Below are 18,205 nucleotides of genomic sequence, written 5' to 3'. Positions count from 1 at the left end.
TTATAAAATATTTATTATGATTCTTTCGTTAGTTGTTTATTTTAAAGTGATCTCTTCATTCTATTACCCAGAGTAATACAAACGATGGCATGCATTTTCGATGAAGAATTGTGGATATTCCCTGACTAACATGAAGAATGCCTTAATTATATGCGTTTTTTATAGACAGCTCATTCAAACAGGAGGAAAATAAACAAATTGCCCTACATTACTAAAGAATAGAGTTGATCTATATCCATGAAAAAAGAATTAAATATCCTTGCCATTTCCGGAAGTCTGCGCAATCAGTCCTCCAATACGTTACTAATGCACGCCATGATTAAACTGGCTCACACTAACCTTAAGTTTGAAGTATATGATGGATTAAATGATCTGCCACATTTTAACCCTGACCTCGATGTCGAGGAGGGTCCAGTGTCCGTACAGAACTTGAGAGCCCAACTTAAGCATTCGGACGGTGTCCTTATCTGCACGCCAGAGTATGGAAACGGCGTTCCTGGGGTCTTAAAAAACGCACTAGATTGGGTTGTATCTTCTGGAGAATGGCTCAATAAACCCACCATTGTCATTGCTGCTTCCCCAAGCCCCATGGGAGGTGACAAAGCCCATGCTTCCTTATTGCTCACACTAAACATGATTAATGCACAAGTTCTACAGGAGGGCTGTTTAACCATTCCTCATATTACATTGAAAATGAACAAACAAGGCGTCATCATTGATTCGGAAACCCAGCATGCATTGCAGAACTCCCTTACAATCCTTGGGGAGGCTTGCAACCAAATGAAAGTATAGACAGATGTTGTACTTAAATCGATGATAGAGAAGAAATGATCCTTTTAAAGTTATTTAACATTCTCATAAATATTGAAATAGTAAACAGCCTTGGTTATTTACCAGGGCTGTTAAGATTTATATAAGTATTTAGGATTAAAATAAAAAAGACACACTCGATATCATCAAGTGTGTCTTTAGATTGCTTGGCGGCGTCCTACTCTCCCAGGACCCTGCGGTCCAAGTACCATCGGCGCTAGAGGGCTTAACGGTCGTGTTCGGGATGGGTACGTGTGGAACCCCTCCGCCATCGCCACCAAACGCGTAGCTTACATTTCAGAGTTGTTGCTCTCTGAAAACTAGATTCGAAACGAAACATGCGAATTATCACTTGCTATTGGATAAGCCCTCGACCGATTAGTACTGGTCAGCTCCATGCATTGCTGCACTTCCACCCCCAGCCTATCTACCTCGTCGTCTTCAAGGGGTCTTACATACTGGGAAATCTCATCTTGAGGGGGGCTTCACGCTTAGATGCTTTCAGCGTTTATCCCGTCCGTACATAGCTACCCAGCGGTGCTCCTGGCGGAACAACTGGTACACCAGCGGTACGTCCATCCCGGTCCTCTCGTACTAAGGACAGCTCCTCTCAAATTTCCTACGCCCACGACAGATAGGGACCGAACTGTCTCACGACGTTCTGAACCCAGCTCGCGTACCGCTTTAATGGGCGAACAGCCCAACCCTTGGGACCTACTTCAGCCCCAGGATGCGATGAGCCGACATCGAGGTGCCAAACCTCCCCGTCGATGTGGACTCTTGGGGGAGATAAGCCTGTTATCCCCAGGGTAGCTTTTATCCGTTGAGCGATGGCCCTTCCATGCGGTACCACCGGATCACTAAGCCCGACTTTCGTCCCTGCTCGACTTGTAGGTCTCGCAGTCAAGCTCCCTTATGCCTTTGCACTCTTCGAATGATTTCCAACCATTCTGAGGGAACCTTTGGGCGCCTCCGTTACTCTTTAGGAGGCGACCGCCCCAGTCAAACTGCCCACCTGACACTGTCCCCGCACCGGATTACGGTACCAGGTTAGAACCTAGATACGATCAGGGTGGTATCCCAACGTTGCCTCCATGCAAGCTGGCGCTCACACTTCAAAGGCTCCCACCTATCCTGTACAGATCGTACCCAAATTCAATATCAAGCTGCAGTAAAGCTCCATGGGGTCTTTCCGTCTTGTCGCGGGTAACCTGCATCTTCACAGGTATTAAAATTTCACCGGATCTCTCGTTGAGACAGCGCCCAAGTCGTTACGCCATTCGTGCGGGTCAGAATTTACCTGACAAGGAATTTCGCTACCTTAGGACCGTTATAGTTACGGCCGCCGTTTACTGGGGCTTCGGTTCACAGCTTCGGGATTGCTCCCTAACCACTCCCCTTAACCTTCCAGCACCGGGCAGGCGTCAGCCCGTATACTTCGCCTTACGGCTTCGCACAGACCTGTGTTTTTGCTAAACAGTCGCTTGGGCCTTTTCACTGCGGCCCCCTCGTGCTATTCACACTACCGGGGCACCCCTTCTCCCGAAGTTACGGGGTCATTTTGCCGAGTTCCTTAACGAGAGTTCTTCCGCGCGCCTTAGAATACTCTTCTCGCCTACCTGTGTCGGTTTGCGGTACGGGCACCATCACCTGGCTAGAGGCTTTTCTTGGCAGTGTGAGATCATGACCTTCGCTACTATAATTTTCGCTCCCCATCACAGCTCAGCCTTACAATGTGCGGATTTGCCTACACATCAGCCTTACTGCTTAGACGGACATCCATCAGTCCGCGTCACTACCCTACTGCGTCCCCCCATTGCTCATAACGGCTTACGGTGGTACAGGAATTTCGACCTGTTGTCCTTCGACTACGCCTTTCGGCCTCGCCTTAGGTCCCGACTTACCCTGAGCGGACGAGCCTTCCTCAGGAACCCTTAGGCTTTCGGCGGATCAGATTCTCACTGATCTTTTCGTTACTCATACCGGCATTCTCACTTGTATAATGTCCAGCGCTCCTTACGGTACACCTTCAACCCTTATACAACGCTCCCCTACCCCTGATGCAAAGCATCAAGCCATAGCTTCGGTGGTGTGTTTAGCCCCGTTACATTTTCGGCGCAGAGTCACTCGACCAGTGAGCTATTACGCACTCTTTCAATGATGGCTGCTTCTAAGCCAACATCCTGGTTGTCTGTGCAACTCCACATCCTTTCCCACTTAACACACACTTGGGGACCTTAGCTGATGGTCTGGGCTGTTTCCCTTTTGACAATGGATCTTAGCACTCACTGTCTGACTCCCGGAAGTAAGTCTATGGCATTCGGAGTTTGACTGAGCTTGGTAACCCTTGCGGGCCCCGCACCCAATCAGTGCTCTACCTCCACGACTCTGTTTTCCGAGGCTAGCCCTAAAGCTATTTCGGGGAGAACCAGCTATCTCCGAGTTCGATTGGAATTTCTCCGCTACCCCCACCTCATCCCCGCATTTTTCAACATGCGTGGGTTCGGGCCTCCAGTGCGTGTTACCGCACCTTCACCCTGGACAGGGGTAGATCACCCGGTTTCGGGTCTACGTCCACGTACTAAGTCGCCCTATTCAGACTCGCTTTCGCTGCGGCTCCGGCTCTTCACCTTAACCTTGCACGGGAACGTAACTCGCCGGTTCATTCTACAAAAGGCACGCCATCACCCCTAAAACGGGCTCTGACTTTTTGTAAGCACACGGTTTCAGGTTCTATTTCACTCCCCTTCCGGGGTGCTTTTCACCTTTCCCTCACGGTACTGCTTCACTATCGGTCGCTAGGAAGTATTTAGCCTTGGCAGATGGTCCTGCCGGATTCATACGGGGTTTCACGTGCCCCGCACTACTCGGGATCCGTCTCGGAGGGAACAGACTTTCAACTACAGGGCTTTTACCTTCTTTGGCGGGCCTTTCCAGACCTCTTCGCTTAACCGGTTCCTTTGTAACTCCATGTGAGACGTCCCACAACCCCAAAGAGCAAGCTCTTTGGTTTGGGCTTCTCCGCGTTCGCTCGCCGCTACTGACGGAATCACTATTGTTTTCTCTTCCTCAGGGTACTTAGATGTTTCAGTTCCCCTGGTATGCCTCTGCATAACCTATGTATTCAGTTATGAGTAACTGGAAATTACCCCAGCTGGGTTTCCCCATTCGGACACCCCCGGATCAAAGCTTGCTTACAGCTCCCCGAGGCAGTTTCGTTGTTCGCCACGTCCTTCATCGGCTCCTAGCGCCTAGGCATCCTCCGTGTGCTCTTAGTAGCTTAACCTCGTGCTCCGGTTTCGACTGCTCGCTTCCCTTGTTTTGCTTACGCAAAGCCAAAAGTCGCTCCCATTCGATACCATCGTACGTGCAATCTACCGTTTTTATTGAAACTTGTTTAACACAAGTTCAGCTAAAAAGGAATGTTCTAATTCGCGTTTGTTTCGTTTCGATATCTAGTTTTCAAAGAACAAGCTCCATGCAAAAGCAAGCTGTTTTGAGAGTTTGAGCTCTCAAAACCGAACAACGAGTGAGTGTTTTGCAGCTAAGCTGCGTATTTGAATGTTTCCGTTGCAGGAAACGATTCTCCATAGAAAGGAGGTGATCCAGCCGCACCTTCCGATACGGCTACCTTGTTACGACTTCACCCCAATCATCTATCCCACCTTCGGCGGCTGGCTCCTTGCGGTTACCCCACCGACTTCGGGTGTTATAAACTCTCGTGGTGTGACGGGCGGTGTGTACAAGACCCGGGAACGTATTCACCGCGGCATGCTGATCCGCGATTACTAGCAATTCCGACTTCATGCAGGCGAGTTGCAGCCTGCAATCCGAACTGAGACCGGCTTTGTTGGGATTGGCTCCATCTCGCGATTTCGCAGCCCGTTGTACCGGCCATTGTAGTACGTGTGTAGCCCAGGTCATAAGGGGCATGATGATTTGACGTCATCCCCACCTTCCTCCGGTTTGTCACCGGCAGTCTATCTAGAGTGCCCATCCGAAATGCTGGCAACTAAATATAAGGGTTGCGCTCGTTGCGGGACTTAACCCAACATCTCACGACACGAGCTGACGACAACCATGCACCACCTGTCTTGAATGTTCCGAAGAAAAGGTACATCTCTGCACCGGTCATTCAGATGTCAAGACCTGGTAAGGTTCTTCGCGTTGCTTCGAATTAAACCACATACTCCACTGCTTGTGCGGGTCCCCGTCAATTCCTTTGAGTTTCAGTCTTGCGACCGTACTCCCCAGGCGGAGTGCTTAATGTGTTAACTTCGGCACCAAGGGTATCGAAACCCCTAACACCTAGCACTCATCGTTTACGGCGTGGACTACCAGGGTATCTAATCCTGTTTGCTCCCCACGCTTTCGCGCCTCAGCGTCAGTTACAGCCCAGAGAGTCGCCTTCGCCACTGGTGTTCCTCCACATATCTACGCATTTCACCGCTACACGTGGAATTCCACTCTCCTCTTCTGCACTCAAGTCACCCAGTTTCCAGTGCGATCCGGGGTTGAGCCCCGGGATTAAACACCAGACTTAAATGACCGCCTGCGCGCGCTTTACGCCCAATAATTCCGGACAACGCTTGCCCCCTACGTATTACCGCGGCTGCTGGCACGTAGTTAGCCGGGGCTTTCTTCTCAGGTACCGTCACCTTGAGAGCAGTTACTCTCCCAAGCGTTCTTCCCTGGCAACAGAGCTTTACGATCCGAAAACCTTCATCACTCACGCGGCATTGCTCCGTCAGGCTTTCGCCCATTGCGGAAGATTCCCTACTGCTGCCTCCCGTAGGAGTCTGGGCCGTGTCTCAGTCCCAGTGTGGCCGATCACCCTCTCAGGTCGGCTACGCATCGTCGCCTTGGTGAGCCGTTACCTCACCAACTAGCTAATGCGCCGCAGGCCCATCCCCAAGTGACAGATTGCTCCGTCTTTCCAGTTTCCTTCAGGCGAAGAAAACAATTATTCGGTATTAGCTACCGTTTCCGGTAGTTGTCCCAAACTTGAGGGCAGGTTGCCTACGTGTTACTCACCCGTCCGCCGCTAAGTATCAAGAAAGCAAGCTTCCTATCAACTCCGCTCGACTTGCATGTATTAGGCATGCCGCCAGCGTTCGTCCTGAGCCAGGATCAAACTCTCCAATAAAGTATTGAAAAGAGCGATAAGCTCATTTTGAATCTGACGAGATTAAAAATCTCATTTGTGCTCCAGTCGATTCAAGCCAAGGCTTGTCTCAAACTTTCGCGTTCATTCTGCAAGCAGAATGTTTACTCACTCGTTGTTCAGTTTTCAAAGATCAAACTCGTTTTGTTACCGAATGTTGTTCTCTTCAGCAACTCTTATATAATATCATGTCCGAACCAACTTTGCAAGCTCTTTTTTTAAGTTTCTTTCGAAGCTTATTTCAATCACTTGCCGCACCGTGTATCTCGTGTTTTTTTGGCCGGAAATAGAATATACCATGTACAGTTATGGAACGCAAGTCTTTTTTCGATAAACATTAAATTCTTATAAAATGAGCACCCTGTAGTCCTTTTAACAAGTATCTCCTTATAGCCGGCTAAATGATACATCTGCGCACTAACTTTAATGATCGGAGTAATTAAAAAAGGTTTTTCATATAATTCCTAATCCAATTATAGAGAAATCAAGTTGTATACAGTACAGACTCATCGCGTTATAGAATCTATTAACCGATGATTTCATCGGTTAAACAACCAACAGATCATAGAACATTATACTCATTCCTTCTATATAGAAGGAAAACATTTTTGAAATTCATTTTGCTCAAGAAAAGAATACAAAAAAAGCGAAAGCTCCGGGTCTAATCCCGTGGCTTCCGCTTCTTTCATATATAAGGTAACAAACTTATCTCCGTATTCTTCATTAAACCTAATGTACGCTTACTCCCCGCCAATAAATACGTATCTGCAAACTACAATGAGCGCCAAAATCCACATAAGCCAGTGAATTTTCACTTTACGCTCTGTAACCAAGTTACTGAACACCGCCAGAATCACATAAGATACGATACCTGCGGAGATCCCGTTTGCGATTCCACCTGTGAAAGGCATCAATACAATGGTAAGGAATGCAGGGAAAGCTTGCAGGAAATCATCCCACTCAATGCTGCGCACTTGACTCATCATAAGTACACCCACGATGATCAATGCCGGAGCCGTCGCAGCGGATGGAACAACCAGCGCAAGCGGTGCGATAAACAGGGCCAAAATGAACAACAAACCTGTTGTTACCGAAGTCAGTCCTGTACGTCCACCTGCCTCAACACCTGAAGCACTTTCAACGTATGCCGTAATGGTACTTGTACCTAGTGCAGCACCTGCGCTGACACCAACTGCATCGACGAGCATAGCTTTACCGATCGTTTTCTCGCCTTTTTTCTTATCCTTCATAATCCCCATACGTGTTGCAGTACCTACCATCGTACCAAACGTGTCGAACAATTCAACGAAGGTAAAGATGAAGATGATCTCGAACAATCCGAGACTGATGGCACCTTTCAAATCCAGCTGTCCAACCGCCAGATCACTGAAATTAGGCAACCAGCTTGCGCCTGAAAGACCACTCAGATTTGTAACGCCCATCGGAATACCAATCAGCGTTGTTGCTACGATCCCGATCAGCAGAGCGCCTTTGACGCGCATAACCATCAGAATAGCAATAAGGAGCAAACCAATCAGGGCCAGCAACGCATCGTGATGTGTTATAAAGTTACCCAATGACAGATTAAAACTACTACCTGGAATCGGCTGACTCAGATCTGCGTCTGGTGCAACATTGACTGTTACAGCAACGAGATTAGCAAGTTTGAAACCAATAATGGTAATAAAGAGACCGATACCCACCGTAATGGCCATTTTGATTGACTGCGGAACCGCAACCAGCAACATTTGACGAATCTTCGTCACGGTCAAAATAATGAACACGATACCGGAAAGGAATACCGCTCCGAGAGCTGCTTGCCAAGTAATCGCTCCATTCGAACTTAGAACGACAGTCATGAAGTACGCATTCAGCCCCATACCTGGTGCAAGTGCGATCGGAATATTCACGAACAATCCCATAATAATAGTCATTAATCCGGCGCCGACGGCTGTTGCAAAGAATACTGCATTATCTGACATCCCCGCACCGGCTTGACCCAAGAACAACGTATTTACAAAAAGAATGTAAGCCATTGTCATAAACGTAGTGAGACCTGCAACAATCTCCGTTCTAACGTTTGTTCCGTTTTCTTTTAATTTAAAGAAACGATCCATAATTACTAACTCCCCCTTAGAGATGTTGAAGCCATATTGAAAAACGACAAATGACCCTGATGAAGATTCTTCACCCAGGGTTCAGCTGACAAGGAGTGGCACGATGCCTTTACTAAGAACAAAAAAAATTCTAATGTGCGTGATGTCCCCGCAATCATGTAGAATTCATGTGCTTAGCCTTCTCCTCTTCGTAGCCAGATCATTAGGGTGATCTCGTAGAGACTCCCGGGCCAATCCCCAGGATTATACGAATAAGTATGCGCTATTTGTTTGTTTCCCATCACTATTTTAGGAGGGCAGTATGTTTTTGTCAATGAGAAAAACGAATATTAATATCCCCCTTTTATAATATCGTTCGTATTATTTAACAGATTGAACCAGTTCAGCGGTTTACAACCCAATTGAATACGCTTTTTTCGGTGTAATCTCAATGGGATATGTCCATTCTTTCAGACTGAAAGTTCCGCAGGATAACATAAAAAGCTAGCCTGATCAGTGGGCGAGAAGCGCTCTAATCAGGCTAGCTTATATTTCTGATGCGTTTTAGCAATCAGGTGAATGATGATCAAGGAATAACGATATCTCGTATTCCGAAGACTTATACTCATTAGGTATATGGAGCAACTTGCGACATACGCCGGAACTACTTTTTACCGGATCAGTCCTATGTTAATTAAATCTCTGTCTGCGGAGTATCCTGTATATCTTGTTGTTCCTGATTTGTGTTCGTTGTTGTGTCAGAGGATAACTCCTGGTTGCTGGTCTGATCGGAAGAAGCATCCGCTGCCTCTAAATTCACAAATGGAAAGTCCCCCGAACCGGAAGCCAGATCTTGCATACCTGAACCGCATCCTGCCAGCATCACCATCAGAAACGCACTTCCAATGCCCATCTTCCATTTGCTCATATAGTCGGTTTTACGCATACATTCAATTCTCCTTTCAGTAGCCATATAGCTCTTAGTATGTACTTATTGTACAGGCCCGACCTGAAAGGATCATGAAGTCAACTTTAAAATGGGATTAATTTTGAAAGTTTATTACTTGTAAAAAAAGTAGCCCTACAAAAATTTGATCACAATATTCTTTTTAATAAAAAAACGCCCTTTTATTTGCGAAATACCGCAGATAAAAGAGCATTTTTTATAATCTATCGTTAAGAGTCTATACCCTATTCCCACTCGATTGTTGCAGGTGGTTTGGAAGTTACGTCATAGACGATACGGTTTACGTTATCAACTTCGTTAACGATCCGTACGGAGATTTTCTCCAGCACATCCCAAGGAATACGTGCCCAGTCCGCAGTCATACCGTCGATGGATGTTACAGCACGGATACCTACTGTGTAGGAATACGTACGCGCATCACCCATAACGCCGACACTCTTCATGTTAGGCAGGGCTGTGAAGTACTGCCAGATTTCGCGGTCGAGACCGGCTTTGGCAATCTCTTCACGCAGGATGTAGTCTGAATCACGAACGATGGTAAGTTTCTCTTCAGTAACCTCACCAAGCACACGAATTGCAAGACCTGGACCAGGGAACGGCTGACGGTGTACAATTTCGTCCGGCAAGCCACACTCGGTACCGACTTTACGTACTTCATCCTTGAACAACGTGCTCAGTGGCTCGATCAGTTTGAAGTTCATGTCCTCAGGCAGACCGCCCACGTTGTGGTGGGATTTGATGGTCTGTGCAGTCGCTGTACCACTTTCTACGATGTCCGTATACAGTGTACCTTGCGCCAGGAATGCAAAATCATCGAACTGCTTGGACTCTTCATCAAATACGTAAATAAACTCGTTACCGATGATTTTACGTTTTTGTTCTGGATCATCCACGCCAGCCAGTTTGGACATGAAGCGCTCCTGAGCATCAATTTTGACAACTTTCATGTCGAATTTGCCGACAAACGTCTCCATTACACTTTCTGCTTCGCCTTTACGCAACAGACCATGGTCGATAAACATACATGTCAGTTGATCACCAATGGCTTTGTGAAGCAATGCAGCTACAACGGAAGAATCTACACCGCCGCTAAGCGCACACAGTACTTTACTGTCGCCAACTTTTTCACGAATGTCTTTGATCGTGTCATCGATGAATGTCTCCATCGTCCAGTTGCCTTCGCAACCACAAACTTCGAACAGGAAGTTACGAATCATGTCGTTACCGCGAACAGAGTGACGTACTTCCGGATGGAACTGAACAGCATACAATTTACGCTCATCGTCGCTCATGGCAGCGATTGGCGCACTTTCCGTGCCTGCATCCAGTTTGAAACCTGGAGGAAGTGTAACCACGTGGTCACCGTGACTCATCCATACCGTATGTTCGCCTTCAATGCCTTTTGCCAATGTAGATCCAGCGGCAAACTCAAGGTCTGCTTTACCGTACTCTCGCTTCTCGGAACGCTCTACTTTACCTTCGAGTTGCTGGGCCATAAGCTGCATTCCGTAGCAGATACCGAAGATTGGCAAGCCCAGGTCATAGACACCTGGGTCCACGTGTGGAGCATTCTCAGCGTATACGCTGGACGGACCACCTGAAAATACGATTCCTTTTGGTGCTATTTCTGCGATCTTTTCCGCCGGTGTGTTATACGGCAAAAGCTCGCTGTATACGCCAAGATCCCGGATTCTTCTGGCGATTAACTGATTGTATTGACCCCCGAAGTCAAGGACAACTACAATTTCATTCTGTTTATTCATAACCGTGCCTCCCTCAATTCAATGAAACTAATTATACGCAACGACAAAACATACCGTCAAGGAAAGGCGAAACTCCTTTTTTCGACATATCAAAACAGGATTACCAAATGCCTCTAAATATGAAATTTCGAATAGAAAAGCTTGGTAGCAAGATGCTGGTTCAAGTGTATGATCGTGGAAAGACGCCTCATTCGCAGCGCAGCGCGAAAGGCGTCTTATGTATGGCATTCAGCGATGAACCAAACGCTGCATTTAGATAACAGTGCGCCAGCAATGGCGATCTTCATCTGCCCACAAGTGGCCAAGCTCTATTGGAAAGCGATAGCGATTGTATGGCAGCTGCTTCGCATCTTTGGTGTAACGTTGTAACATCCTGGTGTTACAACGCCTGCAACCGCCGGGCCAAACGAAGTGCCCGGCGCAGGAAGTTCAGACTGTCCGCGCGCAGCGGACGGTCTGGCCCGTACAGCAGCCGTTCCCAGTCGGCTGCAAACCGCGCGATGTCCGCGCCGTCCGCGCCTGCGGCCAAAGCCGGTGACGCTGCATATTCACGCAGCGTCATACCCGGCGGCCGCGGGCCGTACCGGCGCGCGAGCGCGGCCCAGACCGGAGCGGCGGCGCGCAGCAACCGCTCGCGGTCTGGAAAGCTGCTGCGTGGCCACGCCAGCAGCAGCCCTAACCGCAGCGCGGGGCGTAGCCGCCGCATGCGGACCAGAGCAGCGGCGCCCAGCAGGGCCGCTGTCACAAGGGCTGCCGCGAGCCATGGCTCCGCGGCAATGGCCCGTGCGCGGGCGAGCAGCCATGCGCCCGCGTTAGCCAATCCGCCGCTCATATACGGCGGAGTCTCCGCAACAGACTGCGGCCCGGCGAGCGCTGCGACACTTTCGCCCGCGCCTTGCGCCATGGTGAAGCCTGGCGTGGCCTCAAACGGCATCCAGCCTGCACCTGGAAAATATACCTCTACCCAGGAATGTGCATCTCCCTGTGAAATCACATACTGACTGGGCACATTCGGGTCAGCAACTCCGGGGCCAAAACCTTTAACCCAGCGTGCGGGGATGCCCTCTGCACGCAGCAACACAATCATGGCTGTGGAGAAATGATTGCAATACCCCTGCCGGGTGACGAATAAAAAATCGTCCACAAAATCTGTTCCACGCGGTGGCATACGGGTATCCAACGTATACTCGGCATGAGCAGCCAGATAAGTCTTGACGGCCTGCACAGCGTCATACCGGGTCTCACTGCCTTGAATGATTTCCTTGGCAAGCGTCTGCACTCGACCAGGGAGTGATGCAGGCAATTGCAGATAGTCCCTCCGAATGGCTGCCGGATCTTTCCCTTTATTCGTTTCCTCAAGAAGACGTAACTGTTCAGGTGTTGCGACAGGAACCATGACGTCTGCCGAATAATGTTTAACCATCTTATCGTTCCCTGAGCTCGCGAGCCACAATGTTGCCGAATCGCGATTAGACAGCAAAGAAAACATGTTTTCCTGATTATCCTTGTTCTTATCCTGGAACGATACGTTAACCGGTATGCCCCCGGTAAAGAGAGGATTTGGTCCTTTCCACTCTCGCTGCATCATGACAGTTTGGCGAATACGACTCCAATAGGTTGGATTCTCCCAACCATCAGCACGCAGCATTCCGGATGGACTTGCCGTTTCGAAGCTTTGACCCGGATCACTCCAAGTACTACCGTTATAATATGAACGGGTCTCCCCTCGCCAATACGTCACTTTTGGACTCTTTGCTATAAAAAAGATGGAGTTGCCCTGCACCAACGGTGCTCCCATAGGCGCGTCCGCTGTGCTATATCCCGTGACTGCCGTTGCAGCAGGGATACTACTGTGCTGTGTATAACCTGCCCAGCGAGCTAGGCGTTCACCCATCTGCTCCAAAGATATGCGTTCCGGTTGAGGAATGGAAGCAAACTGGCCAGGTAACGCTGAGAGAAACACCATACCTGCGGAAGCAACGATAGTTACTGCACTCCAACGGCCATAGGGGCTGCCGCGATAACTCGGAGTCGTGACTCCTCCATTGAGACGTAGTAGCTGGAGCAGAGCCTGAATAAGAAAAGTCCATAGGACAGACCGTATTACAGAAGCATACACTTCCAGCCCCGCAAAGGATTCAAGCAAAAGCAAATAGAGCAGTGTTGCACTGCCAAACAGCATAACGCTTCGACGTAACAATACAAGGGATTGCACAGAAGCCATGAGCATGCTCCAGCCGCACATCATGAACAAACCTCTCGTTTCTGTACTAATCGAGTGGAATCGCCAGTTATTTATAAACGTGTCCATATCCGCTGAAAGTATTCCCGGGTATGCAACCGCCCAACGGACAGGATCACTTCCTCCGTACATCAGACATAAAGCAGCGAGTGCAATGAATAATCGGATCAGTACTCCGGTGATCCATCCTGTACGAATTAACCCCGCGAGCAACAATGCTCCCGTTAATCCCGCCATTACAGACAAGAACCGTTCACTGCCCTGCTGATCTGTTGATGTAACAGGATATATCCACTCCAGAGACAGTATAAGTAAAATGGCCGAAATAAAAATTTTGTACAGGACAGGTACGCTAACACATCCCTCATCCTTTATGTCCGTCACAGAATTCTGGTTCACAGTTTTATATACAGAATAGGCCGATTCTATTCTCGTACGGTCCGTTGACTCTAAGTCGGCCACAGTGGAATTGGGTTGCTGGTTACCATTACGCTCCCACATCCGTTACCTCCACCTTTCCCAATGAAGATAACGCAACGTCTGTAACCGCGTGGATCGGCACCCCGCTGTGACGAAGCCGCTCCAAACTTAAGCTGTCATATCCCAATCCATTCATCAATCTATCCGTTGATCCTAATTGGTCCTGGTTTGCTTCAGTCAATTGCACCTCTACACGATAACCCGACCCGATTGCAGTTATGATCCATTCGGCCAGAACCTGATCCATCTTACCTGTGAGAACCACAATTCGCGACCCGCTCGTTAGTCCATCCAGCATCTCCGTTCGAAGCGAAACAGAGCCTGATTGTGCTTTGGATATTCGTGCCCCCGCTAACTTGTCCAGTCCATGATTCTCATCATCTGCATGGAACGGCCCATGTTTCCATTGATCTTGTGCATCATAGTTCTTATCGCCGCCTTCCATCCACAGATGATAAGGAATGTCATCCCGTTCAGCGGTATGAATCCAGCGGGCAGCTGCACGAACCACTCGTTCAAAAGCAGGTGCATCCATGTTCTCCTGTTGTTTTACGTCATAACCTGACGCGCCTTCATACACAAGGATGCCGAGCGAAGCCAGATCCGTGGTATCAGGCAGAAAGGTCTGAAGTTTTCCCGTTTTGGCTGTACTTTTCCAATGAACTCGTCCCAGTGGGTCACCCTGCTGATATTCACGGAACTCAGGGCTACGGTTACCCTGGCTATTTCTTCGCTCTGACAGAGTCCCTTCGATCATCGCTGCGAATTCTACCGAATCACCCTTCCCCCAAGCTATTGCTTGAGGAACAACAATCAAGGGGGTACCTCCCGCGGTCTCTGCGGAGAGGGTATTCCAGCCAAACATATCACCCCAATACAATCTGCCCGTATCCCAACTGTAGACTCCTCTGCGTAACCCGGAACATTCATATTGATAGGAAAATTGTCGCCGTGTTCCCGGGAAAATCAATTTGCGATGAACACCTGCAGGTGTGTTCTCACACAGAACGATCCATAACAATGGAATACGGCAATTGAATTCCAGTTCGACCAGAACCCGTACCTGCTCGCCTGCCTCAATCCGGTTCGTGTGTATTTTCCGACGGATGTGAATACGCCGGGGTCCGAACCAATGGAGAAGCAGACCTCCTGTGAACATCAAGAAAGCTATGACAGATAGAAACAACGCCGCTTTGCCCCCATGCCACTGATACAAGGAAGCAAAACCCACCACCAAGACAGCACTCACAATCCGATGTCCCAGCGCAGTCATTGCCTCCGTCCCCTTCCCTGTGATGCCATCTGTACAGGTACCGGGACCGATGACAAAGCTTCTTCAATGACTTGTACTTGCCCCCAAACCTCCGCTCTGTTCTGGGCCTTCAATTGAATACGGTGGGAAAGGACAGGCACAGCTACCTCTTTCACATCATCCGGAATGACATAACTGCGCCCTTGAAGATAGGCAAATGACTGCGCCGCAGCCATCCAGGCCAGTGTTCCACGCGGACTGATGCCCAATCTGACCGCCGGAAGGCTACGAGAGGCTACAGCAACGGCCACCAGATACTGTTTGACGACCGGATCAACATGTACCTGTTTGACTTCACGCTGCATGGCTACGACCTCTTCAGCAAGCAGGACAGGGCGAAGTTCATCAATCGCTTCTCTACCTTGCATGCGGGTTAACAATTCCAATTCCTGTTCCGGATCGGGATACCCCAGTCCAATTCTCATGATAAATCGATCCAGCTGCGCTTCAGGCAGACGGTACGTACCTTCGAACTGTAACGGGTTCTGTGTCGCCAGCAGAAAGAACGGGCGTGGCAAGGCATAGGTTGTGCCATCAACCGTAATACGTCGTTCCTCCATTGCCTCCAGCAGGGCAGACTGAGTGCGTGGTGAAGCGCGATTTATTTCATCAGCCAGGACAACGTTGGACATGACGGGTCCGGGCCGAAACTTGAATTCAGCTGTATGTGGATGATAGATTGAAGTGCCCGTAACATCTGCCGGCATGACATCGGACGTGAATTGAATCCGGCCCATGGAGCAGTCCAGTGCAGAAGCAACGGCACGAACCAGCATCGTTTTCCCGGTACCCGGCACATCTTCCAGAAGTACATGACCTCCACTGAGCATTGCGGTAAGGACATAACGAATCTCTGTTTTTTTGCCAATAATCACACTCTCAACACGCTTCATGACCCTGTTTAACAATTCAACAGCATGTTCATGTTCCATTCGGATATAAGACATTTCTCTGATCTCCTTCCGTTCATCAGCATTCCTGAACCATAGTAATCTATGATTCAGTGTTGCCCGGAAGTAGAGAGAATAGTCCTGCAAGAATGACTTTCTTCAGATCATTTTATACATAAATATGTTGTTCATTGCCGAAATGGATCTGGAAGTGCCCGCCTTTACCGTCCACTCTGCTTCATTACTGGTTAAGGAATTCACCCTCAACCCCATCTGCTCCAGTAGCTCACGTAACGGAACCCAGATGGTTCCACCTTGACTCTGTACTGCTCCCGTTTCAATTGCCCCGGTTGTTGTCAGTGTTCCGCTCACACTGTCTGCATGAATCGTTCTTTCCTTCCATACTGCTATGGCCGTCCTTGTTTCAGAGTCCCAGCGAGTGCTGCCCCCGAATTTTTTCATGAAAGTACGCAATGGCACCATGATTCGCTGCCCCTCCATGCGGAACTCGCCCGGTTGCAAGGTAGCTGCAGCCAAGCCCACCTCTACCTTCAGCTTCTTGCTTGGAAGCCATAACGTCGCGTTCGCTTCTACATGCTCTGCGATCCAGGCCTTTCCTGGCGCCTTGCGGGCCTTATACTTACCATCTGGATGTACACGGAATTGAACTGGTTGATCCGTACTCTTTATGGTGTCAAAACGATATCCATGATCACGATAATATTTGATAATACCCGGAAGTGCTTTTACCGTTTCAGCATGTGCACCACCGTCATGCATCAGGACAATGACCGAACGTGCTCCCGCAGGTACTTTGGTCGAATTGCTGAGGATCTCTTTGGCCGGAACACCTCTACGCTTGGAATCCCCACTGTCGACGTTCCAGTCCATGACGGTGTATCCACCCAGTTGGAGCAAATCAAAATAACTCTGGTCAAAATGCCCGTAAGTACCGCCTGGTGCTCGCACCAGATTCGGACGGAACCCGGTAATACGCTCCAGCACTTCCTCTGTCTGCTTGATCTGTTTCCAGAACACTTTAAAATCACTGTACAGCTGTTCGTATTGATGATTAAACGTATGATTGCCCAAAGCATGTCCATCCTCCACAAGCCCCCGGATTAACTCGGGATAACGTTCTGCCTGCTCACCCAGTACAAAAAATGTAGCCAAAACCTTCTCCTTACGCAAAATATCCAATACTTCACGGGTATGGTTCCCCGGTCCATCGTCAAAACTCAGATAAACTACCTTGTCTTGAGTATTCTTATCTTCCGGGATTGGATCACCTGAGCCGGAAGCAGCAGATGCATAAGCCGTGCCTGCATATACAGCAAATGCACATAACAATATCGCAATCCGCATGAGAATGACATGCCATTGTCCAGATAAAAACATATGTATGGTTGTTGCAGAGTTTCCCCCATTTTCCTTGATTCTCAATTCCGGTCTCTGTACCATTTATGAATCGACCTCCACCGTCTCTAGTAATTTGCTGATAGACTTCAGCAGATTTGTTAGAATTATATGGAGGCTACATTGAAAAAAGACGTGATTTTGTTTAATATTTTTTCACAATTTGCTATGTAGCCTGATTGATTCTTCGCTTCAGATTAGGTAGCATAATGAACAGGCAGAACACATTAAAACACCTTGGAGAGTATTCATGCTCCCACCCGTATTCAGGAGAGTGAAATCTATTGGAATTGCTTGAGAAGATCCAACATCTGTTTGGGTCCTACGGATACAGCGTATTGTTTTTTGGCTTGTTGCTTGAATTCATCGCACTTCCCTTTCCTGGTGAAACAACGATGGCTTACGCAGGGTTTCTCTCCTACAAGGGGCATCTGGACTTCGGAATCCTCACCATACTGGCTTTTTTGGGAACAACGATTGGCATGACCATCACTTATTTTATTGGAGCCAAAGCAGGACTGCCCTTTATAACACGATACGGAAAATGGTTTCTGATGAAGCAGGACAAGCTCGATAAAACGCAAAAGTGGTTCGCCAAGTATGGTAATGCCTTAATCTTCATCGGTTATTTCATTCCGGGTGTAAGGCATTTCACCGGGTATTTCGCGGGCATAGCCGCTGTTCCCTTTCGCAAATTCGCTCTCTACGCCTATTCAGGCGCACTGTTCTGGGTTGTATTGTTTCTGGGCATTGGCAAAATATTTGGCCCTCAGTGGAACGCTGTATTCCATCTGGCTCATCAATATGCAGCATATATCGTGGGAGGAATCGGCCTATTGCTCATCGCAGCCGTGTTCTATCGTTACCGCAAAGCATGGGCAGCAAGATCCACCGTATCCAAGCCAGCCCCTGTTCGACAAAGACAAAAGTAAATTCGGACAAAAGTCCATCTATAATAAGCAGGCAAGGAGTTGCGAATAATCGCAGCTCCTTTTTTTTGTGATAATCCGAATTCATCCAGGTCATACTAACTTGAAAATATAGGGTGTATAGGGAGGTGAAGGC

Annotated in this window: 10 protein-coding genes, 3 rRNA genes and 1 riboswitch; of the genes, 3 read left to right on the top strand and 10 right to left on the bottom strand. The window is 48.6% G+C overall.

All coding sequences use genetic code 11. The features are described 5' to 3' along the window. Positions 1-237: 237 nt before the first annotated feature. Positions 238-792, top strand: coding sequence for an NADPH-dependent FMN reductase (locus MKY01_RS03780; RefSeq protein WP_036668406.1), 555 nt, complete (start codon positions 238-240; stop codon positions 790-792). A gap of 183 nt (positions 793-975) precedes the next feature. Here the strand turns inward: MKY01_RS03780 and rrf are convergent. The 6 genes from rrf to guaA all read right to left on the bottom strand — a co-directional run bounded on the left by rrf (position 976) and on the right by guaA (position 10,800). Further along, positions 976-1,092: ribosomal RNA gene (gene rrf / locus MKY01_RS03775) — 5S ribosomal RNA — on the bottom strand. Positions 1,093-1,168: 76 nt separating this feature from the next. Beyond that, positions 1,169-4,096: ribosomal RNA gene (locus tag MKY01_RS03770) — 23S ribosomal RNA — on the bottom strand. Positions 4,097-4,403: 307 nt separating this feature from the next. Then, positions 4,404-5,956 (bottom strand): 16S ribosomal RNA (locus tag MKY01_RS03765). The 16S, 23S and 5S rRNA genes sit together here, the layout of an rRNA operon. 758 nt (positions 5,957-6,714) lie before the next feature. Beyond that, complete coding sequence (locus MKY01_RS03760) at positions 6,715-8,091, bottom strand: NCS2 family permease (RefSeq protein WP_076320372.1); 1,377 nt, start codon at positions 8,089-8,091, stop codon at positions 6,715-6,717. 171 nt (positions 8,092-8,262) lie between these two features. After that, positions 8,263-8,362, bottom strand: a riboswitch (purine riboswitch). A 402-nt stretch (positions 8,363-8,764) separates the two neighbouring features. Beyond that, positions 8,765-9,016, bottom strand: a complete 252-nt coding sequence (locus MKY01_RS03755; protein WP_315372375.1) for a hypothetical protein — start codon at positions 9,014-9,016, stop codon at positions 8,765-8,767. 245 nt (positions 9,017-9,261) lie between these two features. Continuing rightward, positions 9,262-10,800 (bottom strand): glutamine-hydrolyzing GMP synthase, encoded by a 1,539-nt coding sequence (gene guaA, locus MKY01_RS03750; RefSeq protein WP_036668199.1) that lies wholly within the window; start codon positions 10,798-10,800, stop codon positions 9,262-9,264. A gap of 174 nt (positions 10,801-10,974) precedes the next feature. On the opposite strand from guaA, the gene MKY01_RS03745 reads away from it, so the two are divergent. Continuing rightward, positions 10,975-11,169 (top strand): hypothetical protein, encoded by a 195-nt coding sequence (locus tag MKY01_RS03745; RefSeq protein ID WP_339285417.1) that lies wholly within the window; start codon positions 10,975-10,977, stop codon positions 11,167-11,169. A 10-nt stretch (positions 11,170-11,179) separates the two neighbouring features. Here MKY01_RS03745 and MKY01_RS03740 read toward each other — a convergent pair whose 3' ends face one another. The 4 genes from MKY01_RS03740 to MKY01_RS03725 all read right to left on the bottom strand — a co-directional run bounded on the left by MKY01_RS03740 (position 11,180) and on the right by MKY01_RS03725 (position 17,185). Beyond that, positions 11,180-13,543: a transglutaminase-like domain-containing protein gene (locus MKY01_RS03740; RefSeq protein WP_339285416.1), complete on the bottom strand. Its 2,364-nt coding sequence runs from the start codon at positions 13,541-13,543 to the stop codon at positions 11,180-11,182. Beyond that, positions 13,530-14,795, bottom strand: coding sequence for a DUF58 domain-containing protein (locus MKY01_RS03735; protein WP_339285414.1), 1,266 nt, complete (start codon positions 14,793-14,795; stop codon positions 13,530-13,532). Before MKY01_RS03735 ends, MKY01_RS03740 begins: the two co-directional genes overlap by 14 nt. Next, positions 14,792-15,781: a MoxR family ATPase gene (locus tag MKY01_RS03730; protein ID WP_076320367.1), complete on the bottom strand. Its 990-nt coding sequence runs from the start codon at positions 15,779-15,781 to the stop codon at positions 14,792-14,794. The genes MKY01_RS03735 and MKY01_RS03730 overlap by 4 nt, the downstream gene beginning before the upstream one ends. A gap of 102 nt (positions 15,782-15,883) precedes the next feature. Beyond that, entirely contained in the window at positions 15,884-17,185 is a 1,302-nt protein-coding gene (locus MKY01_RS03725; protein ID WP_339285412.1) for a polysaccharide deacetylase, read from the bottom strand. 239 nt (positions 17,186-17,424) lie between these two features. Here MKY01_RS03725 and MKY01_RS03720 point away from each other — a divergent pair, with 239 nt between their 5' ends. Further along, positions 17,425-18,072, top strand: coding sequence for a DedA family protein (locus MKY01_RS03720; RefSeq protein ID WP_100526765.1), 648 nt, complete (start codon positions 17,425-17,427; stop codon positions 18,070-18,072). Positions 18,073-18,205 lie beyond the last annotated feature (133 nt).

This window comes from Paenibacillus sp. FSL R5-0486 (genome assembly GCF_037975155.1).
In the GTDB taxonomy this organism is placed as follows: domain Bacteria; phylum Bacillota; class Bacilli; order Paenibacillales; family Paenibacillaceae; genus Paenibacillus; species Paenibacillus amylolyticus.
The sequence above is the reverse complement of the archived record's forward strand: the minus strand, read 5'-3'. Positions and strand labels throughout refer to the sequence as shown.

Excerpts from the sequence above, each read along its gene's own strand:
- MKY01_RS03760 (WP_076320372.1), bottom strand. The coding sequence starts at position 8,091 with ATGGATCGTTTCTTTAAATTAAAAGAAAACGGAACAAACGTTAGAACG.
- MKY01_RS03725 (WP_339285412.1), bottom strand. The coding sequence starts at position 17,185 with ATGGTACAGAGACCGGAATTGAGAATCAAGGAAAATGGGGGAAACTCT.
- MKY01_RS03740 (WP_339285416.1), bottom strand. The coding sequence starts at position 13,543 with ATGTGGGAGCGTAATGGTAACCAGCAACCCAATTCCACTGTGGCCGAC.
- guaA (WP_036668199.1), bottom strand. The coding sequence starts at position 10,800 with ATGAATAAACAGAATGAAATTGTAGTTGTCCTTGACTTCGGGGGTCAA.
- MKY01_RS03735 (WP_339285414.1), bottom strand. The coding sequence starts at position 14,795 with ATGACTGCGCTGGGACATCGGATTGTGAGTGCTGTCTTGGTGGTGGGT.
- MKY01_RS03730 (WP_076320367.1), bottom strand. The coding sequence starts at position 15,781 with ATGTCTTATATCCGAATGGAACATGAACATGCTGTTGAATTGTTAAAC.
- MKY01_RS03755 (WP_315372375.1), bottom strand. The coding sequence starts at position 9,016 with ATGCGTAAAACCGACTATATGAGCAAATGGAAGATGGGCATTGGAAGT.
- MKY01_RS03780 (WP_036668406.1), top strand. The coding sequence starts at position 238 with ATGAAAAAAGAATTAAATATCCTTGCCATTTCCGGAAGTCTGCGCAAT.